Origin of the sequence: Paenibacillus sp. FSL H8-0283, from assembly GCF_045040675.1 — a bacterium.
Taxonomy (GTDB): domain Bacteria; phylum Bacillota; class Bacilli; order Paenibacillales; family Paenibacillaceae; genus Paenibacillus; species Paenibacillus amylolyticus.
Map to the genome: position 1 here is coordinate 1,697,598 of NZ_CP150295.1, position 20,089 is coordinate 1,717,686.

Annotated in this window: 20 protein-coding genes; 14 read left to right on the top strand and 6 right to left on the bottom strand. The window is 46.1% G+C overall.

Annotated features, from left to right (window positions below; translation table 11 throughout):
• The first annotated feature begins 19 nt into the window (after positions 1 to 19).
• The gene (locus MHI52_RS07580) at positions 20 to 1,084 is read left to right on the top strand and encodes a sulfate ABC transporter substrate-binding protein (RefSeq protein ID WP_405158757.1); all 1,065 of its coding nucleotides are present in this window, start codon (positions 20 to 22) and stop codon (positions 1,082 to 1,084) included.
• A gap of 193 nt (positions 1,085 to 1,277) precedes the next feature.
• Here MHI52_RS07580 and MHI52_RS07585 read toward each other — a convergent pair whose 3' ends face one another.
• Together MHI52_RS07585 and MHI52_RS07590 are read right to left on the bottom strand one after the other, a co-directional pair.
• The gene (locus MHI52_RS07585) at positions 1,278 to 2,528 is read right to left on the bottom strand and encodes a hypothetical protein (RefSeq protein ID WP_405158758.1); all 1,251 of its coding nucleotides are present in this window, start codon (positions 2,526 to 2,528) and stop codon (positions 1,278 to 1,280) included.
• Positions 2,529 to 2,588: 60 nt separating this feature from the next.
• Entirely contained in the window at positions 2,589 to 3,317 is a 729-nt protein-coding gene (locus MHI52_RS07590; RefSeq protein ID WP_405158759.1) for a C39 family peptidase, read from the bottom strand.
• A gap of 269 nt (positions 3,318 to 3,586) precedes the next feature.
• Between MHI52_RS07590 and MHI52_RS07595 the strand changes: the two genes are divergently transcribed.
• The 7 genes from MHI52_RS07595 to MHI52_RS07625 all read left to right on the top strand — a co-directional run bounded on the left by MHI52_RS07595 (position 3,587) and on the right by MHI52_RS07625 (position 8,807).
• Positions 3,587 to 4,033 (top strand): hypothetical protein, encoded by a 447-nt coding sequence (locus MHI52_RS07595; protein WP_076327244.1) that lies wholly within the window; start codon positions 3,587 to 3,589, stop codon positions 4,031 to 4,033.
• A 283-nt stretch (positions 4,034 to 4,316) separates the two neighbouring features.
• Entirely contained in the window at positions 4,317 to 5,123 is an 807-nt protein-coding gene (locus MHI52_RS07600; protein ID WP_405158760.1) for an MBL fold metallo-hydrolase, read from the top strand.
• 118 nt (positions 5,124 to 5,241) lie between these two features.
• Positions 5,242 to 6,114, top strand: a complete 873-nt coding sequence (locus MHI52_RS07605; RefSeq protein WP_405158761.1) for an RNA polymerase sigma factor — start codon at positions 5,242 to 5,244, stop codon at positions 6,112 to 6,114.
• Positions 6,115 to 6,132: 18 nt separating this feature from the next.
• Positions 6,133 to 6,714 carry an ATP-dependent Clp endopeptidase proteolytic subunit ClpP gene (clpP, locus tag MHI52_RS07610; RefSeq protein ID WP_036610761.1) on the top strand — a complete coding sequence of 194 codons (582 nt, stop codon included), beginning with the start codon at positions 6,133 to 6,135 and terminating at the stop codon, positions 6,712 to 6,714.
• Positions 6,715 to 6,941: 227 nt separating this feature from the next.
• Positions 6,942 to 7,316, top strand: coding sequence for a GntR family transcriptional regulator (locus MHI52_RS07615; protein WP_036610760.1), 375 nt, complete (start codon positions 6,942 to 6,944; stop codon positions 7,314 to 7,316).
• Between the two features lie 5 nt (positions 7,317 to 7,321).
• On the top strand, positions 7,322 to 8,188 hold the full coding sequence (locus tag MHI52_RS07620) for an ABC transporter ATP-binding protein (RefSeq protein ID WP_076319127.1): 867 nt from the start codon (positions 7,322 to 7,324) through the stop codon (positions 8,186 to 8,188).
• Entirely contained in the window at positions 8,181 to 8,807 is a 627-nt protein-coding gene (locus MHI52_RS07625) for an ABC-2 transporter permease (RefSeq protein WP_405158762.1), read from the top strand. The genes MHI52_RS07620 and MHI52_RS07625 overlap by 8 nt, the downstream gene beginning before the upstream one ends.
• 149 nt (positions 8,808 to 8,956) lie before the next feature.
• Here the strand turns inward: MHI52_RS07625 and MHI52_RS07630 are convergent, their stop codons facing one another.
• Entirely contained in the window at positions 8,957 to 10,378 is a 1,422-nt protein-coding gene (locus tag MHI52_RS07630; RefSeq protein WP_405158763.1) for a PLP-dependent aminotransferase family protein, read from the bottom strand.
• 120 nt (positions 10,379 to 10,498) lie between these two features.
• On the opposite strand from MHI52_RS07630, the gene MHI52_RS07635 reads away from it, so the two are divergent.
• Positions 10,499 to 11,437, top strand: a complete 939-nt coding sequence (locus MHI52_RS07635) for a DMT family transporter (RefSeq protein ID WP_036610747.1) — start codon at positions 10,499 to 10,501, stop codon at positions 11,435 to 11,437.
• A 64-nt stretch (positions 11,438 to 11,501) separates the two neighbouring features.
• On the opposite strand, the gene MHI52_RS07640 is transcribed toward MHI52_RS07635, so the two are convergent.
• Entirely contained in the window at positions 11,502 to 12,071 is a 570-nt protein-coding gene (locus tag MHI52_RS07640; RefSeq protein WP_405158764.1) for a TetR/AcrR family transcriptional regulator, read from the bottom strand.
• Between the two features lie 156 nt (positions 12,072 to 12,227).
• On the opposite strand from MHI52_RS07640, the gene MHI52_RS07645 reads away from it, so the two are divergent.
• Complete coding sequence (locus tag MHI52_RS07645; RefSeq protein WP_405158765.1) at positions 12,228 to 13,754, top strand: NAD(P)/FAD-dependent oxidoreductase; 1,527 nt, start codon at positions 12,228 to 12,230, stop codon at positions 13,752 to 13,754.
• 327 nt (positions 13,755 to 14,081) lie between these two features.
• Here MHI52_RS07645 and MHI52_RS07650 read toward each other — a convergent pair whose 3' ends face one another.
• Complete coding sequence (locus MHI52_RS07650) at positions 14,082 to 14,885, bottom strand: Cof-type HAD-IIB family hydrolase (protein WP_282319017.1); 804 nt, start codon at positions 14,883 to 14,885, stop codon at positions 14,082 to 14,084.
• Positions 14,886 to 15,126: 241 nt separating this feature from the next.
• A complete protein-coding gene (locus MHI52_RS07655) occupies positions 15,127 to 16,131 on the bottom strand; it encodes a lipoate--protein ligase (RefSeq protein WP_036610740.1) in 1,005 nt (334 codons plus the stop codon).
• Between the two features lie 189 nt (positions 16,132 to 16,320).
• On the opposite strand from MHI52_RS07655, the gene cobD reads away from it, so the two are divergent.
• From cobD to MHI52_RS07675, 4 genes are read left to right on the top strand one after another with little or no spacing between them, the layout of a single operon-like run.
• Positions 16,321 to 17,511, top strand: coding sequence for a threonine-phosphate decarboxylase CobD (gene cobD, locus MHI52_RS07660; protein WP_405158766.1), 1,191 nt, complete (start codon positions 16,321 to 16,323; stop codon positions 17,509 to 17,511).
• Positions 17,508 to 18,338, top strand: a complete 831-nt coding sequence (locus MHI52_RS07665) for an adenosylcobinamide amidohydrolase (protein WP_405158767.1) — start codon at positions 17,508 to 17,510, stop codon at positions 18,336 to 18,338. Before cobD ends, MHI52_RS07665 begins: the two co-directional genes overlap by 4 nt.
• A 44-nt stretch (positions 18,339 to 18,382) precedes the next feature.
• Positions 18,383 to 19,363 (top strand): adenosylcobinamide-phosphate synthase CbiB, encoded by a 981-nt coding sequence (gene cbiB, locus MHI52_RS07670; protein ID WP_405159368.1) that lies wholly within the window; start codon positions 18,383 to 18,385, stop codon positions 19,361 to 19,363.
• Positions 19,354 to 20,040, top strand: a complete 687-nt coding sequence (locus MHI52_RS07675; protein WP_405158768.1) for a histidine phosphatase family protein — start codon at positions 19,354 to 19,356, stop codon at positions 20,038 to 20,040. The genes cbiB and MHI52_RS07675 overlap by 10 nt, the downstream gene beginning before the upstream one ends.
• The last annotated feature ends 49 nt before the right edge of the window (positions 20,041 to 20,089 follow it).

Below are 20,089 nucleotides of genomic sequence, written 5' to 3' on the forward strand. Positions count from 1 at the left end.
TGGAAGAAAGGGGCTGCCCATGCAGACGAGGAAGAAGAAAGCCATACTCTTATATGTTGCCCTCATGCTTCTGCTCGTCTGCATGACCGCTGGATGCAGCAAGCAGGAGGAGTCGAGTGAACAGAACGAGCCCTCTGGTAACGATTCATCCAATACGCTGGTGATTGGTGCTTATAGTGTAGCGAAAGATGCTGTAGGCGAATTGCTACCCAAGTTCCAAGAGGAGTGGAAGGCAAAAACCGGACAGACGATTAACTTTCAAGAATCCTATGAAGCTTCGGGCACACAGGCAAGAGCCATCGTTGGTGGATTCGAGGCTGATGTAGCCTTGCTCGCGATGGAGAGTGATATCGAGAAGTTGGTCAAAGCCGATCTGGTTAGCTCTGATTGGAAACAGACCCCTAATGAGGGCATGATCACCCGTTCAATTGTTGTTCTGGGCACAAGAGCGGGCAACCCGCTCGGTATTCGTGATTTTCAGGACTTAACCAAGCCAGGAGTGAAGGTACTGTACCCCAATCCAAAGACATCCGGAGGCGCACAATGGGACATTAATGCCATTTATGGTGCCGGATTGAAACTGTCGGAGGAGCAAGAGGGTAAGAAAGATCCTGCCGTAGCCAAGGCTTTTCTCGAACAGGTACATCGTAACGTTGAATCATTGGACAAGAGTGGGCGTTCTTCGATGGCGGCATTCGAATATGGTGTGGGTGATGTCATCGTCACGTATGAAAATGAATTGCTTGCCCGGATCGCCAAAGGTGTAGATTATGACATCGTCATTCCAAAAAATACGATCCTGATTGAGAACCCGGCAGTTGTGGTGAATAAATATGCCGATAAACATGGAAATCGCGAACTGGCAGAAGCCTTTGTCGCATATCTGCGTACACCAGAAGCGCAACGTATTTTTGCCAAGCATGGTTTTCGTTCAGTAGATCCGGAAGTATTTGCACAGACGGAGTCGACATTCCCAACGCCAGAAGGACTATTTGATATCAACTATCTGGGTGGATGGGACGAGGTACGCAGTACGTTGTACTCCAAACGCGGCGTGTGGTATCAGGTGCTTGCGGGAATATAGGTTCAATTATGAAGTTGGACGCTTGTTTACTTAGTACAGAGACTTAAATCTTTGTACGATAATCGTTTAGATTATTATTGAAATGGACTCCCCATGGTTAGATAATGTCTAACCATGGGGAGTCCATTTACAGTGAGGGTAAGTTATAACAGGGTTTCTATAGAAATATTATTAAATCAATATTAATGGTGTTCTAAGGATTCAAGTTAACAAAAAATAATTCTGCTTGAGTTCTGTCCTTTCCAAGATCCATACGAGTAAAGGTAAGAATATCCCCGAAATTAGTAATAGGTGTATAACTTCCTTCTTTTGTTGTTAATCGTTGTTTATTACCAGTAGTCAAATCTACAACCATAATATAGGGGGATTGCTTGTAGATAAGCTGATTTTTAAATAAAAAAGGCGAGTATCCACCGAGTAGCGAGCTGTCGTGAACAATGGAATAGATCAATTTCTTTGTTTTTCTATCTAGGATTTCAGTATTACTCTCTGTTGTCAATACAATCCATTGCTCATTTACTGTGAAATCATAAATGTCTTCACGATCTTTAACAATCAGCTCAGGTTCGGAATGGTCTTTAGGATACATAACAATGTCAAACCGTTTTTCATTATTCGAATCTTTATTTTCAAAAACCGTTTGTTGTATCAATAATCCTTCTTTAACAGGCCTTTGTAAATCAAGGAATATCCCTTCTCTGTTCTTTGATTGTTCATTTAGAAATTGTGTGGCAACCGTGGTCTTAATACGAGTCTTAACATTATAAATGTAAGCTTCGTTCTTCACGATGTGATTGGTAATCTTCTTCTCTATCCAGCTAATTTCATCTTGATTGGATCTTAATACTGGAACAGCTATCTGATCTTCGCTAATCCCTTCGGTAAAAACGGTAGCGGTTGCATCAAGATCATCTCGTTTCATTCGTTTAATTTTCCATGGAGTAGTATTATCCGTTGACTTGGATGGATTTTCCACCCAAAATAAGTCATCACCAACGGACACTAGGGTATTGATAATCATGCCTTTCGCAGCACGATATTGGGGGATATAGGTATTGTTTTTCGTGTCAAACTGAATGATTTCCATCTCCATCACTTCAGTTGTAGAAAAATCTCTACTAAAAATGACGATACCGTTATCATTTTTATAGCTGGAAACGATGGTGTTACGCTCTAGAATATCATTTTTAATTGTAATTGAATCGATTGTGTAAGGAAGCTTAAATTTAACATCGGGTTTAGCTTGTGGAAGTTCGGATAACGTTGGCTTTTGAGATAAATCTGTTAAATTAGTTTCAGGTGCAGTTTCCAATGTACTAGAAGGTTTTTCAAGTGAATGTTGATCTATAGTTTGATTTGCTGGAGTTGATTGATTACAGGCTGTAAGTAGTAATATAAGCACAATGATGAGATAGAAATAAATGCATCTATACTTCTCTTTCATGTTGAAGCCTCCTGTAGAGTAGTAAAGAAGGGAAGCATGCTTCCCTTCTTTAACCTGATTTTACCATATAATTGCTTGTCTAAAGTGGTTTTGATTAGCTTGCCACACTTTTTCAAGCGTGTACCACTTATTACCATGCGTTTTCCCTCTATTTCCTTGATCGTAAGGATCAGTGAGTCTTACTTTTGCATCATTTGTTCTAAAATCATAACCTGAGACATTTATTATATGACCGCTTACAGTTCCCGTATAATTTTCTAATTCATTTCCGGTAATTTTTAAATCTAATACAGCTGGATGGTAGTTATCCGATGAATACATGATGGCATACTTCCATGATTCAATTGGAAGTGACGTAGAGTATGAATAAGTATAGTTTGATTGAAGATTATTTAGTACGTCATCAACAACTGTAAAGTCAGTTCCATCTTTTGTGGTTCCTAATTTTTGCGCATAATATGATTGTGATTCTGAACTGCCATTTAGGTAATTTAATACTTGCTTAGACGTAGCTGGTCCACACCAATATGTTGTTTCCTGTTTGAAAGGGGTAACACCTACCGTTTTTAAGTCACCTATTGCCATTATTCGGAATTTACTCTCGGCTTTATCCTTGTGAATTTGTAAATCTTTTAATTTTTTTGGAAGCACTTGATGTTGTTTTAAGCTTGGAATATCTTTCGTTGGTGTTGGATTATCACCGGTACCAGCGGCTAAAGCACTTGATGCTAGCAAACCAGTGAAAATCAGAGTGAAAGTAGTGCTTTTTAAAATTTTTCCAAATTTCATGAAAAATCCTCCCTTAACAATGTGATTATTTGAACTAAGTCCGGACAACTATATATTAGGTTAAATTGTATATTATGTAAATATTTTTATTTTGTTCTATTTAAATATGATAGTTACTATTTCAAAATAATGAAAGTAAACTTGAGACCGGAAGCTCACTCTTCATTTCAATGGAAGTAGAGATGGAGGTTTTTTACTGCCAAAAGGTTATAATAGGGGTATACTGAATCATAATTGTTACATAGTACTAGCAGGAAGGTGTGAGTTGGATGAGTGCAGAGATCAAATTATCCCAAAGTACAGCGATTCGACTGGAGCAGGCCCGCGGTAAGGGGATGCCTGAGGAAGAAATATTAAAAGCCATTCAAGCCAAAGATGTTTCCGCTTTTGACGCCGTGTCTGAAGAGGAATACCGATATAACGAATTTTTCTCGTATGCGGATGAGCATGGTGAAAATCTGGAGGCAGCAGTGAAAGACGGCTACCGGATTACTTTTAACACGCGTGGTGGACTCGGAATCTGGTTGGAAAAGGCCTTTAAGGTGCAGCCGGAGAAAGACTTCACGGTGGGTGAAGGAATCGTCACCGGATTACAGTTGAAACCGGAGCAGGCAGAGGTACTGGCGAAGCGGCTTGCATCGAACTGGGTCATTACGGATTCGAAGGATGTACCTGCGGGTCAGGAACTGACGTTGAAGCTGCGGGCACTGGTATAGTTCCAGCGTGGAGTGGATGTGACTCGAATTAATCGGTCGTGGCCTGTTTAAAAGGTAAGGCCTGATCTTCATGCGGATGACCCGCTTATAAGGTTGCACCACATGCTGACGAAGCGTACGCTCCCGAATGGAGCGAAGCATGGAATTAAAGTCTGACGGTGAACGGTCAGACCACAGACTGTCCCGAATTGCAATGGAGAACTGCAGCGGGATGGTCTTTTTTTTGCAAAAACAGAGGTTGACGATTACAATCTACATATCATTAATTCAGGGGGAATGCGGATTGAATCAGCTAACATTTCTGGGCACTGGCGATGCGATGGGCGTTCCACGTGTGTATTGTGATTGCGAAATATGTACAGAGGCGAGGCTTACGGGAGAGAATAAACGGAAACGCTCTTCTGTTCTGATTGACGGTGGTGGGGATGGTGAGGGTGAACAGTTCATGATTGACTGCGGACCAGACTGGAGATCACAGATGGAGGATCAGGGATTGCGTATGGTGCATACGCTGCTCATCACTCATGCCCATTTTGACCATATTGGAGGATTGCCAGAATGGGCGGATGCATGCCGGTGGTTGGGTGTAAAGGGGCGTTTGTATGCACCACGCGAAGTGATTGCCACCATTCAGGGACAGTTTCCCTGGTTGGGTCGTCATATGGACTTTCTGGAAACGGATGATGATATTGAACTAGGCGGCTGGAAGGTACATTCCTGGAAAGTATGCCATGGACATAACGGGTATTCGTACGCCTATCGATTGGATCAGGGTGGGTATAGCTGGGCGTACTGTTCAGATGCTATTGACCTGAAGGATGCCGAGAAAGAGCCGTTGCACGGACTGGATCTGCTGGTGCTTGGAACAAGCTTTGTGCATGAACTTGCGGAATTCTCAACACGTTCCGTGTACGATATGCGTGAGGCGCAGGAGCTGCTGTGGGAACTGAAGCCAGGTCATACATATTTTACACATATGTCTCATGACGTCGATGTACGGCAGAATTATAATCTGGATCAAGGTATTACGATTGCCCTTACCGGGATGAAGGTGCCGCTTGGAACATTAAAGCTGGAAACGAATGCGTAACTCAACTTAACTAGCGTAACAAAAATAAATTCAGAAGAGCGTATCCTTTACAAGGGGTTCTTCGTTTACATAGTGTAAGTCAAAATCAATCAGGAACCAGCAAAGGGGGGCCCCCAAGATGGCCTTTGTGAAGTCCGTGGATTGCAGAATCAACAGACCACATGATGATGGTAAACAAGATAAATTCGATATTGAATTAAATGGAAACGACAGAAAAAATCAATTGAACCCAAGCATCCATACCGTACTACCCGATCTGATGGGTTCGTTGTATGCGTATTGTCTATCTCTGACGAAATCAGTTCCAGACACGGAGGATCTGGTTCAGGAGACCTGTCTCAAAGTGTTGTCGTCGAGAGTGGTTGGAACTTCCGGGATGAATAAAGATATAAACTGGGAAGCTTATCTGATTCGTATTGCACGCAACAGCTGGATTGATATCTTACGTCAGCGAGAGAGATTGGCTTATAAACTGGATAGCTTGAAGCCGCTCCTGCACGAGATGGAGGAGGAAAGGCAATTTGAGGAATTGGAGTCTGCCGTTCAACTTCTTGTAGATAAGCTACCACCGTGGCAGCGAGTGATATATGTATTACGTGAATTAATGGGTTATAAGGCGGCAGAGACTGCGGAGATGTTGGATACGACAGAAGGTGCTGTGAAAGCAACGTTAAGTCGAGCCCGCTCTGCCATAGCTGAAGTGAGGCACAGGTTGGAACAATCAGACACAGAATTTCAGTATGAGGAAGGCGCAGTCGAGGACAATCGGGAGGAACTGCGCAGCTATCTGCTGGCATTTCGTAATGGAGATACAGCTCGAATTATTGATCTGTGCCTGAATCAGACTGATGATCCGATGGCTGTGGCGGGCACGATTTTGCAGCAGGCTTTGCCGTCTCCATCCATGCAGCCAATGATGTACGGGTACTCCACTTCTAGTATGAACTCGATGTCGTATGGAGGTGGGTACACGGTCAACATGGTTGCCTAAACCGAGGAGGCGACACACATGAATGTAGTACCCTATGTAGTGGAACAGACAGCTCGCGGAGAGCGGAGTTATGATATTTATTCACGTTTGCTCAAAGATCGGATCATTATGGTGTCTGGAGAAATTGAGGATCAGATGGCAAATGCCATCGTGGCTCAGTTGTTGTTTTTGACTGCAGAGGACCCGGAGAAGGACATCCAGATGTACATCAACAGTCCTGGTGGGTCGGTGACCGCAGGATTTTCGATCTATGACACGATGCAATTTGTGAAGCCGGATATCTCCACAATCTGTACAGGTATGGCGGCAAGCTTTGGCACGATATTGCTGGTAGGTGGAACAAAAGGCAAGCGTATGGCATTGCCAAACAGTGAGATCATGATCCATCAGCCACATGGCGGTACGCGAGGGCAGGCGTCGGATATGCTGATTCATGCTAACCGTATCATTCAGCATCGTCAGCGTCTTAACAAGCTGTTAGCCGACCATACAGGGCAGTCGATTGAGCGGATTGAGAAGGACTCGGATCGAGACTATTTCCTGACCGCTGCGGAAGCAGTCGAATATGGATTGGTGGATAAGGTCATATCCAGCACATAACATTAGCCTGGGAGGTCATATGACCTTTCGGGCTTGATTAATCAAGAGGACGAACAGGAAACTGACGTCCTCTTTTTGTCGTCCAGATTAGCTAGCCCGTGTCTATGGATCGAATCAGAATGAGAATAATGTGAAATAAAGATTGACCATCGGTAGGTATAGTGTATATATTATATATACACACTATACCTACTGGAAACTACGTAACATCAATGAGGTGAGGAAAGATTAACATTTTAATATCGAATGCTTCGAGCGATCCGATCTACATGCAGATTCTAACTCAGATCAGACAGAGCATCTTGAGCGGAGAATTGGTTGCTGGAGATAGTCTTCCCTCCATTCGGCAGCTCGCCAAGGATCTGCAAGTCAGTGTTATTACAACTAAACGTGTCTATGAAGAGCTGGAGAAGGAGAAACTGATCGATTCAGTTGTAGGCAAAGGGAGCTTTGTATCCGGAGCCAATCAGGACTTTATTCGAGAGCGGCGGATGAAACAATTGGAAGAAAAGATGCTCGAAGTGATTCGTGAGAGCAGAGAACTGGGCATGAGTTCACAGGATGTAATCCATCATCTTACATTGTTGGTTGAGGAGGAATAAGCATAATGAACGCTATCGAATTACGTAATGTAACCAAAACGTATCCCTTATTTAAAGTAGATAATGTATCTCTGGATGTGAAAAAAGGGTATATCACGGGACTTATTGGTCCGAATGGGGCGGGAAAGAGTACTTTGATCAAAATGATCACGGGTCTGATCCAGCCCGATAAGGGGAGCCTCAAGACATTGGGCAGTGAGATGCCAAATCAGGAAGTTGATATCAAGCAACGCCTTGGCATTGTGTCAGATGAATGCTTTTATTATGAGCATCTAACGATCCGGGAGATGACACAAATGATCGCTCCTTTCTACACCAAATGGGATAATAAAGCGTTCAATGACTACTTGGATCAGTTCGAACTGTCTCCCAAAAAGAAAATCCAGGATCTATCCAAAGGCATGAAGATTAAGTATTCTCTCGCCGTAGCTTTGTCGCATGAAGCGGATCTGCTGATTATGGATGAACCGACATCCGGGCTTGATCCTGTGTTTAGGCGGGAACTGCTTGATCTGCTTGCAGATATGATACAGGACGAAACAAGGTCTATTATTTTCTCAACGCATATTACGACGGATCTGGAACGTATTGCAGACTACATTACGTTTATTCATCAAGGGAAACTGGTGTTTAACGAGGCAAAAGATGATGTGCTGGAAAGGTATACGATTGTAAAAGGGGATATGGGTCTGCTTGATTCCGACATTCGGAAACATTTCATCGGAATACGCGAGACAGCCGTTGGTTTTGAAGCATTGTCGGATCATAAGGCAGAGGCCGAACGGTTATTTGGCAGGTTAGCTCTTTTACAAAGACCTACGTTAGAAGACCTCATTTATTTTACGGCGAAGGGAGGACGCAAATATGCTTAACTTGCTTCGTAAAGATTTCATTGTACTAAAAAGTTCACTGTGGACGATTGGGTTATACCTGGTGGTATTTAGTCTCGCCTTTATACCTAAGAGTGAAATGTCAATGTATTTTGTAGGCATCTACACAGCCTTTGGTTCGGTCATGCTGGCAACCATGATTGATATCAAAAACCATAATCACAATTTCCTGGTCACACTCCCCGTTAGCCGCAAACAGATTGTAAAAGCCAAGTACCTTTCTGCTATAATCTATACGTTATTCGGGGTACTCGCGTCGTTTGGGATTCACCAGCTTGTGAACCTGAATTATCCTGAACTGAACAAGCCGAATTATTCACTTAGGGATATTGTCATTGCCGTAGGCATGGTGCTTGTATTAGTTTCCATATACATGCCTCTTTTCTACGGACTTAGCAAAAAAGGTGCTGGTATCATCAATGCGATATTCATGGTCTGCATGATTATACTGGCGCAACCCGTTGCGTACCTGATGAATATGGCCAACGAGAACGGTATAATTACCACAACGACAAGGGCATTGGTTTCTGTAGGCATTATAGGTTTGTTTTTGCTGTCCTATCTCATTACCATTCGCTTGTTTGCAAGAAAAGACCTCTAAGCACAGAGCGGGTGCAGGTAAATAAGGTAAATACTATAGAACACCAAAAGTAAAGTCGCCATAAGGCGACTTTTTTTGATGCAGCGATACGAGTGACAAATTGCACTTGATATTCTTCGGATTGGCTTCAATCCAAGAGTATCAAAATGTTACATTTCTTTCGCAAGCGTAATGAGCCTGCTCATGCCTTCTCGAATCTGCTGCTCATGTGCATAAGAGAAGGACAGGCGCAGCTTGCGACTGGCTGAATGATCCGAAGAATCAAATACGGTTCCGGGTACAAAGGCAACGGATTGTTCCATGCATCGGTGGAGCAGTCTCCCTGTATCCACACCCTCAGGAAGCTCTACCCAAAAGTTGAGTCCGCCCTCCGGCCGGGTCCACGTCCAGTCCGTTTCCAGCAGAGATTGTTCCATCACTTCCATCCGTAGCTGGATGGCGGTCCGCAGCTTGGACAGATGCTGATGCATGCGTTCTGACTGAAAATAACGGAGAAAAAGCTTCTGGTTCAGAAGGGGCGATCCGTTATCTGTCAGTGATTTTACAGCCTGTAGTCCTGGCATGAATCGCTGGCGGCATATGATGGCTGCAATCCGTAGCCCGGGTACAACATACTTGCTGTAACTGCGGATGTACAGAGTGTGTCCAGTAGTATCGTAGGTGAAAATGGGTGCAGGAGGTTTCTCCTTAAAATAGATATCATAGGTACTGTCGTCTTCGAGCAGAAAACAACCATACTGTTCTGCAAGTTCAGGTAACTGCTTACGCTGTTCTACTGGAACATTAAGGCCGGTTGGATTCTGAAAGGTCGGTGTCATATAAAAGAGGCGCGGCTTCTCACTCTTCATCAGATGTTCGATCTGCTCCAGATCATACCCATCCGAGTGAATATCCGTAAAGATCAGACGAGCACCTTGTTTGCGGAAAATCTCCATTGCCGGTCCATACGTAGGCCGTTCCATCAACACCCGATCCCCGGGTTTGACCAGCGTCCGCGAGATGACATCAATCGCTTGCTGCGCCCCCGAAGTAATGAGCACTTCGTCTGCAGAGAGGTAGAAGCGTTCTTTTTTCGTTAGATGGCTTGCCAGCGCACTTCGCAATTCCAGATCTCCCTGAATCGTGGAATACGTTCCGAGCAAACGGGGATATTGATCCAGCAGATCACGCATTAGTTCACCCCAATACCGGTTGGGCAGCAGAGAGGGATCGATTAACGATTTGGAAAATTGGTATTCTGCTTCAAGGGACTGTACCCGTGCAAGTGAATCCCAATGCAGCCAGGCAGACACGGCGGGATCATCCGCCTGATCCGTTACTGAGAATGGAGTCGCTGGGCTGACATAATAGCCGGACTTGTCCTTAACATAAACACTCCCACGTTCCTTTAACTCCTGATAGGCTTTGAATACGGTCAGACGATGTACGCCGAGTAGCTCGGACAGGCTTCGTACAGATGGCAGTTTTTCATGTTCGGCCCACTCTCCCGCTTCTATACGTACAACGAGATAATGAATTACTTGCTCATATAATTTCAGGCTGTTATCTGTCATCATCATGGTTCTGCCCACCCGGCTCACACTCCTTTTGAACTCTATTGTAACAGCTAATGAGAGAAAACTGTTCTGTTTTGTTCATTCTGTTCTGTAGACCATGAGATATGATGGAGAACAGATAAAGGAGTGGTTATCATGGTGGGGATTGCATTTACGGTTATGTGTCTTATTTTCGGTACAACATTTCTGGCTATTAAAATTGGAGTAGAGGCAGGCATGCCGCCTTTTCTGTCAGCCGGATTGCGATTTTTAATCGCGGGAGCGCTGATGTTTGCATGGATGAGGATGAAGGGCAAAGTGAGCTGGTCGCTCCTGTTCCGCAAGGAGATGTTGTTAACGGGAGCGGGGCTGACCTTCGGCACTTTTGCCACATTATATTGGGCTGAACAGCATGTGAGCTCGGGTGTGGGTGCCATTCTGTCGGCGACAGGGCCTTTGATGATTATGTTGATGCAGACGGCGCTGTTACGGCAAAAAACATCTGCCCGTATGATTGTGGGCTGCCTGATCGGGTTCACCGGTGTGGTACTGGTTGTGTTGCCAGGTGTATCGCTTGGTGCAGGTTCCCTGTTTATGTGGGGCTGTATCGCGGTACTGGTAGGGGAAGTCTGTTATTCAGCAGGTGCATTGTACTCCAAAAAGGTCATTCATCAGTTCAAGGAGGCTAGTCCTGTAGCGATCAATGCGGTGCAGATGATGTATGGGGGACTGCTGTTATCCCTGCTCTCGGTCGGAACGGAATCGTGGAGTATGTCTGCTCTGGACTGGGTGCCTGCCGTCTCGTCGGTGATCTATTTGACTGTCATCGGCTCCATGGTGGGGCATAGTCTGTTCTATTGGATTATGTCGCGTACCAACCCGTTGTTTCCAGCAACATGGTTATACATTTCACCACCCATTGCCGTAGGGCTTGGTGCTGTTGTCTACGGTGAGCATGTCAGCTGGGTTACATGGATCGGTGTAGTGCTGGTCGTTTCAGGTCTGCTGGCGATGAATGAGAAGGTGAGCGGCTGGTTGAAGAAAAGAAGTCGTGCGAGGATGACAGTGCAGGCTTCCGAATCTGTTTTAAAATAGGTAAAGTTTGAAGGTATGCAGCTCAATCTCAAAATCAGCCATTGATTTTAGGTTGAGCTGTTTGTTATTTCAACATGATATTCTCGTTAACCAGTAGGTAGTAATATTCATCCATCTGTTCTGCCGTAACATTTTCTTCGAAATGTTGTATCCACCACATCACAAGTAAACGAATCACCCCCGAGTGAAACTCGGCAACAAGTTCTATGGGAAGTGAAAATTGTTTACCTCTTCTCTTCAATTCCAGAAAATCCCTTCTGAATATCTCTCCGATATAATGTATGAAAAAGTTCTTAAACCCCTCATCCTTCTGTTGGTTCTGCACAATTGTCTCCAGTACATTTCCAAACAGAATTTTAGATATGCTTTGCAAAGGCTGCTGTAATCGATCTTCTACATTCATGTGTAAATAATCCCGAAGGACCCAAGATAGGGTGGAGGACAGCAGAGCAAATTTATCCTTGAAATGTTTGTAAAACGTTGTTCGGTGAACCATAGCTTTGTCACATATTTCATTAATTGTGATGTTGCTGAATAGCTGGTCTTTCTCACATAACAGATCGAGTAGCGCCATCGTTAACAATTTATGAGTTCGGGTAACTCTCAAATCCACCTTTTTATCAATCATTTTCATCTACATCAGTTCCTTATTGTAGTTTAGCTATATAGTATCAACACATTGATTCTTACATGGAACGAGATTTCAAGTGTATATTGGTATTATAAGTAATTTTTTGATAGGGCTACAAGTGTAGATAAAATATGATGGATTAGAGAGGATGAAGTGGCGATGTCCGACATGAAAAAAGCTGTGGTGATCGGGGCAGGTATTGCAGGGTTAATCACTGCAAGGATGTTATCTGATTATTATGATGAGGTATGTATCATTGAGCGAGATGAATTGCCTTCTGAGCCGGCAAATCGGCAGGGTGTGCCTCAATCCTTTCATCCACATCGTGTATTACCGCGCGGCGGACTCATTCTGGAACATTACTTTCCCGGATACAATGACGAATTGGTCGCGCTTGGTGCCATTCCTTCACATGAAGAGAAGTTTATGATTGCCAATCGCTACGGTACATTAGTTAATAAAGCGAATGCTGCTTCCTCATTCAAAATTGCATCGAGCAGCAGAGCTCTGCTGGAATGGGTATTGCGTCAGCGAGTCCAGAACATAGATCATATAAGCTTCTTAACGAGCACGGAAGTTACTGGTTTAGTGGCATCAGAAGATCAGCGTTTGATTACAGGCGTGTATACCAAAGAAAGAGGCCGGGATAATCCGGAAGCAATGCTTGTAGCAGATATGGTTATTGATGCCGCGGGACGTTCTTCCAAATTGATCAGATGGCTTGAACAGATAGGGTTGTCCGTGCCTGAGCCGGAAGTGCTAAAGGTGTCTCTTGGTTACAGCACCCGCTATTATAAGATACCATCCTCTATTCAAAATGACTGGGGAACGGTGATAACAGAGTCCGATCCTGTGCAAGGAACTCGTGCAGGCATGTTGTGGCGCATTGAAAATGATATCGCTGGTCTGTTACTGTTCAACGCAGGAGGAGATGAATATCCTCCAACCCATCCGGATGAGTTCCAAGAGCAAATCAAACATCTGTTTGCTTCGGATGAAATCGTAGCGTTGGCAGACCAGCTGGAGCCTTTTCAAGGGCCTCGTGGATACCGTATTTCCGAGTCTGTTCGTCAACATTTTGAACTGATGGAGAATTGGCCCTCCGGATTACTTGTCCTTGGCGATGCATTCTGCAGCTTCGATCCGATCCATGGTCAAGGCATGACGGTCGCTGCAATTGAAGCCGAGACCATAGGGAAATGCTTGGATGAGCAGCGAATGCATCCTGAGCCGCAGTTTGAGCGCCAAGTGTTGCTTCGTATGCAGCAGGCCATTGAACCAGCCTGGTGGCTTAGTTCTGTGGCCGATCTGCGTTGGAAAGGGGTCGAACATGTTGGGCCTTCCCGAATGAAAGGGGTTGCGTTTGCTCAGAAGTATATAAACTTGTTTACTAAGCAGGCGATGAAAAAGGCGAGTCAGGAAAATAATAAACATCTCTTTTTTACCCAGTTCCTGATGAATGCTCTAATCCTTCCTCCAAGTGAATACTTTAAAGGTGAAATCCTGAACATGATCCTGAACGACAACGGTTCCGAAGAAGAAATGGAGTTAAGAGCAGAGCTTGGTGTCCAAGATCCGGAGTTATTCCAGAAAAGAATAGATGAGATCATTCCGTCATTTCAACTGGAATTTGATGGGCAAATCAAAAAACTGCTGGAGTCTTTCCAGCATGCCATGAGCAAGTAAAACAATGAATCGTGGTGCGTGAAAGTAGGCAAAACATGAAACGAATAATTTTAAATTTCATAGCTAGCATTGTAATCTCATTTATTGTATTTTTTATTGTTTTATTTTTTGCCGATGTCCCAGATACAAATCGTGTCATCTTATCTATGGCGATTACGATTTCACTACAATTATCCTTGATTACCGCATTGTTGCTCTCAAAACATAAAAAATAACAGAAAAATATACCAAATATAATCGCTAAATAGGATAATGAACATATTTTTAAAATCAAAAAAACAGCCCTGTACGGCGAAATTCGCCGACTGGGCTGTTCGTTGATCTCATTTACTCTGCGTTCAACACAAACTTCTCGATAACTTCTTTTACACCGTCTTCGTTATTACTTGCCGTAATGTAGTCCGCCAGCTCTTTCAGCGCAGGGATGGCATTTCCCATCGCTACACCAAGACCGGCAACTTCGAGCATCTCATGGTCGTTCCAGGAGTCGCCGATAGCAATACACTCGCTGAGCTGGTGACCGAAATGGTCAGCCAGGAAGGTCAGGGCGTGACCTTTAGTTCCTTCATTGTGCATGATTTCCAGGAAGTAAGGTTTGGACTTTGTGATGTGCACTTGAGGTCCGAGCAATTCACGTAAGTCAACGGCAACCTTATCCAAGTAGTCTGGCTCATCGATAATAAGTAGCTTTGGTGTTTTTTGTTCGATGACTTTGATGAAATCAGATTCGATGTAATATTGGGTGCCGTTTAATTTGGCATAATCACGCAGCTTGTCGTTTTCCTCACGGGCATATAACTTATCGTCAATGTATGTTTGAAGGTGGAGATTGTTCTCCAGGCAGTAATCATACAATTTGCGGGAAGCTTCCTTTGGAACGTAACGCTCATAGAGGACTTTTTCGTCCAGCAGGTTTTTCACCAATGCGCCTTGATACGTAATGATCGGCACGTTAAGTCCTGTTTGACGAGCCAGTGCTTGTGCGGAAGCATAAGCACGTCCAGTCGCCAGCGTTACAGTTACACCATGGGCAACTGCTTGTTCCAGTGCAGTCTGTGTAGCAGGGGTTACTTCCTTGTTGTCGTTGATCAGGGTGTCATCAATGTCGATTGCAATCAATTTGTAGCTCATCTGTGTTTCTCTCCTTTTTTATCTGTATCTATATTAACGAACGAAAAAATAAGTTTTACACGAGGCCACTCCGAATACAGATTCATCTTTCGATCGCTGTTATCCCCGGATTTTTGATTCCATCTCCCCAAGGGGAAATCCGTTGATAAAGGCGAACGCTTCGCTTCTCCCGATGAATTCTGTCTTCTCCGTTAACGTGTAATCTTAGACTTCGTTCTAAAACTATACTTACATCTAAATTTTACTCTTCCAAAAAAACAAGGCCGATAAAGTCTTCCAGCTCAAGGTTGCCGAAGTAATGTTTTACATCCAGACCTTCCAGAGCTGTACGCACCTCGGTTTCCTCATACCTCTTGCCGCGCAGCATATTTTCGATATCAGCTACATCGCCTACACCGAAGAAGTCACCAAAGATTTTGATATCTTCGATGCGTCCATCCTTGATGTTCATGCGCAGATCGATGATACCGACAGGGAATTTGCGTGTGTGCTTCACATTGCTTTCCGGAGACAAGCCATAGTTCCAGTCCCAGTTGTTATAACGCTCAGCGGAAATTTCCTTGATTTTGTCCCAGTCCTTGTCAGTCAGCTTGTATTGCGGGACGTCTTGTGGCTCCATTCTGAAAATGTGACGTAACAGCTCATCGCGGAACTGCTCAATCGTCAGGTTGGTGTCAATCAGATCCCGTATGTTGGCGACCCGGCTGCGCACGGATTTGGTGCTCTTAGATTTGAATTTTTCGGGATTGACGTTCAGGGAAGCCTGAACATGCTCCAGATTCAGATCAAACATCAATGTGCCATGACTGAACATACGCCCACGTGTGGAGAACTGGGCATTGCCCGAAATTTTCTTTTCGCCCACTTGCAGATCATTACGCCCGGTCAACTCGGCATTTACACCAAGCTCGTGCAAAGCTTCAACCACTGGCTGGGTAAACTTGCGGAAGTTATGGAAGGATTGACCGTCATCCGCTGTAATAAAACTGAAATTCAGGTTGCCCAGATCATGATATACCGCTCCGCCTCCCGAAAGACGACGAACCACCTGCACACCGTTATCCTGAACGTACTCGATATTAATTTCTTCAATCGTATTTTGATGTTTTCCGATGATGATCGACGGACGGTTGATGTAGAACAGCAGATAGCTGTCATCCTCCATCGGCAGATGTTTCAGAATGTACTCCTCAATCGCAAGGTTTACAGAAGGATCTGTAATGCCCTGGTTGTCTACAAACAGCATGGTCATTCCTCCATTAATGTATGTGAGGGATTGCTAGTCCCTTATGTAGTGAACCTTGTATATCAAAAGGAACCGAAATTCCTCTTCTATTGTAAACGAATTATGGTTGGGACACAAAGAAAACAGGATTGACCCACACCTCCCGTGCCATCCATAATAAAAAGGACATACAGAAAGGATGACGGAAGAATGACCGGTTATATCGAAGTGTTCGGACATGGCGGGGACGTGGAGACGGCTGCGTCACGATTTGGGAGGGAAGCCGCTGATTTTCTGGATTTCAGTGCCAACATTAATCCACTCGGTCCACCCAGAGGGGTGCTGGAGGCTATACAGCAAGGATTGCAGTCGGTGATTCGGTATCCCGATCCGGCGCATCGCGGATTCAAAGCACTGCTGAGCGAGCGTCTTGGTGTGATGCAGGAGCTGATTTCCGTGGGCAACGGCGCAGCCGAAAGCATGGCGCTCATTCTGCTGGGGCTTGCCCCGCGCAAGGTGGGTACGGTGGAACCGGGATTTTCGGAGTACCGGTCGTTGGCACGACAATTCGGTGCCGAGGTTGTGCATACGGAGGGAAGAGAAGAACTGGCGTGGCGAGCGGAACCCGAGGAAATCGAGGAGCTCATGGAAAAGGTAGACCTGCTCTTCCTCGGCCAGCCCAACAATCCAAACGGTGTACAATATCCACTTGAGGTATTACAAAGGCTTGCCCGCAAAGCGGAAGAAACGGGAACCGTACTTGTCATTGACGAGGCCTTTATGGATTTTATTCCGTTAGACCGGCGTCAGTCCCTGGCAACACATCTGAATGACTATCCGAATGTGATCATCATTCGCTCGATGACAAAGTTTTATGCCATACCGGGCTTGCGTCTCGGATATGCTCTGGGCCGTGCCGAATACATTCAGGCGATGACAAAGAAACAGGTGACCTGGAGTGTCAACGGTCTGGCGCTCATGGCAGGGGAAGCCTGTCTGCGCAGTGGAGAACGGTACGAACAGGAGACCATGTCACAGATCACGCGGGAACGGGGGCGTCTCATCGAAGGGCTGAAGGCGTACGGATGTACGGTGACACCGGGAGAGGCGAATTTTATTTTGGCACGTGTGCCGGCCCCTTGGACAGCGGCATCAATGCAGGAGGCGCTGGGCCGAAGAGGCATTCTGATTCGTAGCTGTGCCATGTATCCGGGGCTTGACAAAGGGCATGTACGTTTCGCGGTCAAGGATGCAGATGCCAATGCTACATTACTGGAAGGGCTGGGCAGCGTGCTGGAAACCAAGGGATATCCGAATGTCGATCAGACCTCCATTCATGAATCAAGTCAGCAGGAGCAGCCGAAAGATTCGGAACAGGAACAGGGAGGGAAGCGGCAATGACACTCCCGTTTTATAACTACTTTACGAATGGAGAAACAGAAGAGAATGAATATGCTTCCTCTTCCTGGCCGGGACTGAACATATCCGCACATGAACGACATATCAAAGCTCAGAGCCCAAGGTCTGCCCAAGCGCTGTCGAGTGCGGTATATGGCGGCGGGATGCTTGAACTGGATCGCATATTTAACATCTATGTGGACAGGCATTACCGCTGTGATGATCCGCCGCGTGATATCGAACAAGCGCTGAATGAATGGCATGAGCCGCGTGATCAATGTGCCGGATTATTGACGGCCGTAAGGCTGGAGCATACCTCCATTCAGGAATATACAAGTGATGAATTTGGCCTTCTGTGCTGCACCACTGCGGGTGTATCAAATGCCGCACGAGCGGGGTCGGAGAGAACGGTATTTGATACGGCGGGAAATAAGACGATGTCTTCCGGCAGGGAGCGCTCTGCTCCTTCAGCACGTAATCTGACGATGCCATCCTATGTCCCGGGTACAATTAACATCATGCTCTGGTTGAATGGACGCATGACCACCGGGGCGATGGTGAATGCAGTACAGACGGCGGTGGAAGCCAAAGCGGCCGCGCTGGCGGATGCGGGTGTTCTGGATTCGGAGAACGGGTTGCCCGCTACCGGCACCACAACCGACGCCATTGTGATTGCGGTAGGTCAGGCAGTGGAGGAACCTCAGCCGATGATCACTTATGCCGGGACAGCGACTACGGCAGGGGCGGCGATAGGCAGATTGGTATACGACACGGTGACAGAGAGCCTTCAGGCCGGACTGTTATGGAAAGAGAGGATCAGGCACAAATGACTTTTGAGGTGGAGCATCTATGGACTTGGCCGTTCTGGACAGGCATGGCGGGAGCCTGGATTATTATACTGGCGTACCTGTTGGACCGATGTATCGGAGATCCGCGCTGGATTCCCCATCCGGTGATTGGCATGGGAAAAGGCATCTCGGCGTTGGAGCGTGTCATTCGCTCGCGTGTGCGCACAGATTCGGGGCTGAAGAGAGCCGGGCTGTTGTTCCCGATTGTGATTGTGGGGGGTTCTTTTGCGATCACGTGGGGATTCGTATATCTGCTTGGACTAATCAACCCTGTCATTGCAGCGGCAGCTGAAGTGGTGCTCATTGCAACGACCATTGCTTCAAAAGGGCTGAAGGATGCAGGTATGGAAGTGTATCGTTATCTGAAGCAGCAGGATTGGCCGGCGGCCAGACGTTCACTGGGCATGATTGTTGGACGTGATACGGCGCATCTGGATGAACCCGAGGTTGTGCGGGGAACGGTAGAGACGGTTGCCGAAAATATCGTGGATGCCATTGTATCGCCTTTATTCTATGCGCTCATTGGAGGCGCTCCACTAGCGATGGCTTATCGCGCCGTCAACACGCTGGATTCCATGGTCGGATATAAAAATGACAAGTATCTGCATCTTGGCTGGGCTTCGGCCCGTCTGGATGATGTGGCGAACTGGATACCTGCCCGGCTGACCGCGATTCTGTTAATCGTGGGTGCCTGGGTCATGAAGCTGGACGCCAAAGGAGCAGCACGCATGGTTGCACGGGATGCAAGACTACATCCAAGTCCGAATAGCGGTTTTCCCGAATCAGCGGTGGCTGGAGCACTGGGCATCCGGCTTGGCGGATATAACGTGTATCACGGCGTTGCTTCATTTCGTGCCTACATGGGCGAGGCCACACGGCCGATGGAAGCCGAGGATATTGTGCAAACATCACGTCTGATGTTCTGGTCGGCAGGGGCTTTTGTGGTACTATGCGTGTTCATAACGCTGGGTGTGTGGCTGGCAGGAGGGACGCTGTTATGGCCGTAAATGAAGAGAATGCAGGCAATGAAGTACATAGGGATCAACCCGGGTCGCTGAAACGAAACATTCTGTGGGTCCGTCATGGGACAACGCTGTGGAATGTGGAAAAAAGATACCTGGGGCATACCGACATCGGTCTGCTGCCAAATGCCAAAGAAGAACTGGCTCCGTTTCATGAACAATTGAGCGGTGTTTCGTGGAACAAGGTGTATTGCAGTGATCTACTTCGCTGCCGGCAGACGTTGGAACAGATTCTTCCCGATGCCATCGGACAGGTGAAGTTCGACTCGCGTCTGCGCGAGAATGATTTTGGAGAGTGGGAAGGGCTGACGTATGATCAGCTTAAGGATAACCCTGTGTACCGAAACTGGATTGATACCCCGCAGGAGGTCACTCCGCCCGGCGGGGAATCGTGGCAGGAGTTTACCGGACGGTTGGATTCCTTTCTCCAAGAGATGTTGTTGGAGGATCGTCCTTCGATGCACGTTGATGAGGGGCAAGTGCCAACCATAGTTGTGGTCACACATGGTGGTGTCATCCGGTATGCCTTGTCCCGTCTGATTGCCGGGCTTGGGTTCTGGGATACACATGTCGTACCGGGACAGGCGATTCAGGTTCAGCTTGATCAACAGGGGAATCAGTGGTTTGGCAGCATAGTGACTTTTCCGCCGATCGGGTTGTAAGGATGTACAATATACCCTATAATCACAACAGAAGTGTGACTTCAGCATG

What these genes read in the sequence shown, in the direction of transcription:
- MHI52_RS07580 (WP_405158757.1), top strand. Translation starts at nt 20, where the DNA reads ATGCAGACGAGGAAGAAGAAAGCCATACTCTTATATGTTGCCCTCATG.
- MHI52_RS07585 (WP_405158758.1), bottom strand. Translation starts at nt 2,528, where the DNA reads ATGAAAGAGAAGTATAGATGCATTTATTTCTATCTCATCATTGTGCTT.
- MHI52_RS07590 (WP_405158759.1), bottom strand. Translation starts at nt 3,317, where the DNA reads ATGAAATTTGGAAAAATTTTAAAAAGCACTACTTTCACTCTGATTTTC.
- MHI52_RS07595 (WP_076327244.1), top strand. Translation starts at nt 3,587, where the DNA reads ATGAGTGCAGAGATCAAATTATCCCAAAGTACAGCGATTCGACTGGAG.
- MHI52_RS07605 (WP_405158761.1), top strand. Translation starts at nt 5,242, where the DNA reads ATGGCCTTTGTGAAGTCCGTGGATTGCAGAATCAACAGACCACATGAT.
- clpP (WP_036610761.1), top strand. Translation starts at nt 6,133, where the DNA reads ATGAATGTAGTACCCTATGTAGTGGAACAGACAGCTCGCGGAGAGCGG.
- MHI52_RS07620 (WP_076319127.1), top strand. Translation starts at nt 7,322, where the DNA reads ATGAACGCTATCGAATTACGTAATGTAACCAAAACGTATCCCTTATTT.
- MHI52_RS07625 (WP_405158762.1), top strand. Translation starts at nt 8,181, where the DNA reads ATGCTTAACTTGCTTCGTAAAGATTTCATTGTACTAAAAAGTTCACTG.
- MHI52_RS07635 (WP_036610747.1), top strand. Translation starts at nt 10,499, where the DNA reads ATGGTGGGGATTGCATTTACGGTTATGTGTCTTATTTTCGGTACAACA.
- MHI52_RS07640 (WP_405158764.1), bottom strand. Translation starts at nt 12,071, where the DNA reads ATGAAAATGATTGATAAAAAGGTGGATTTGAGAGTTACCCGAACTCAT.
- MHI52_RS07645 (WP_405158765.1), top strand. Translation starts at nt 12,228, where the DNA reads ATGTCCGACATGAAAAAAGCTGTGGTGATCGGGGCAGGTATTGCAGGG.
- MHI52_RS07650 (WP_282319017.1), bottom strand. Translation starts at nt 14,885, where the DNA reads ATGAGCTACAAATTGATTGCAATCGACATTGATGACACCCTGATCAAC.
- MHI52_RS07655 (WP_036610740.1), bottom strand. Translation starts at nt 16,131, where the DNA reads ATGCTGTTTGTAGACAACCAGGGCATTACAGATCCTTCTGTAAACCTT.
- cobD (WP_405158766.1), top strand. Translation starts at nt 16,321, where the DNA reads ATGACCGGTTATATCGAAGTGTTCGGACATGGCGGGGACGTGGAGACG.
- MHI52_RS07665 (WP_405158767.1), top strand. Translation starts at nt 17,508, where the DNA reads ATGACACTCCCGTTTTATAACTACTTTACGAATGGAGAAACAGAAGAG.
- cbiB (WP_405159368.1), top strand. Translation starts at nt 18,383, where the DNA reads ATGGCGGGAGCCTGGATTATTATACTGGCGTACCTGTTGGACCGATGT.
- MHI52_RS07675 (WP_405158768.1), top strand. Translation starts at nt 19,354, where the DNA reads ATGGCCGTAAATGAAGAGAATGCAGGCAATGAAGTACATAGGGATCAA.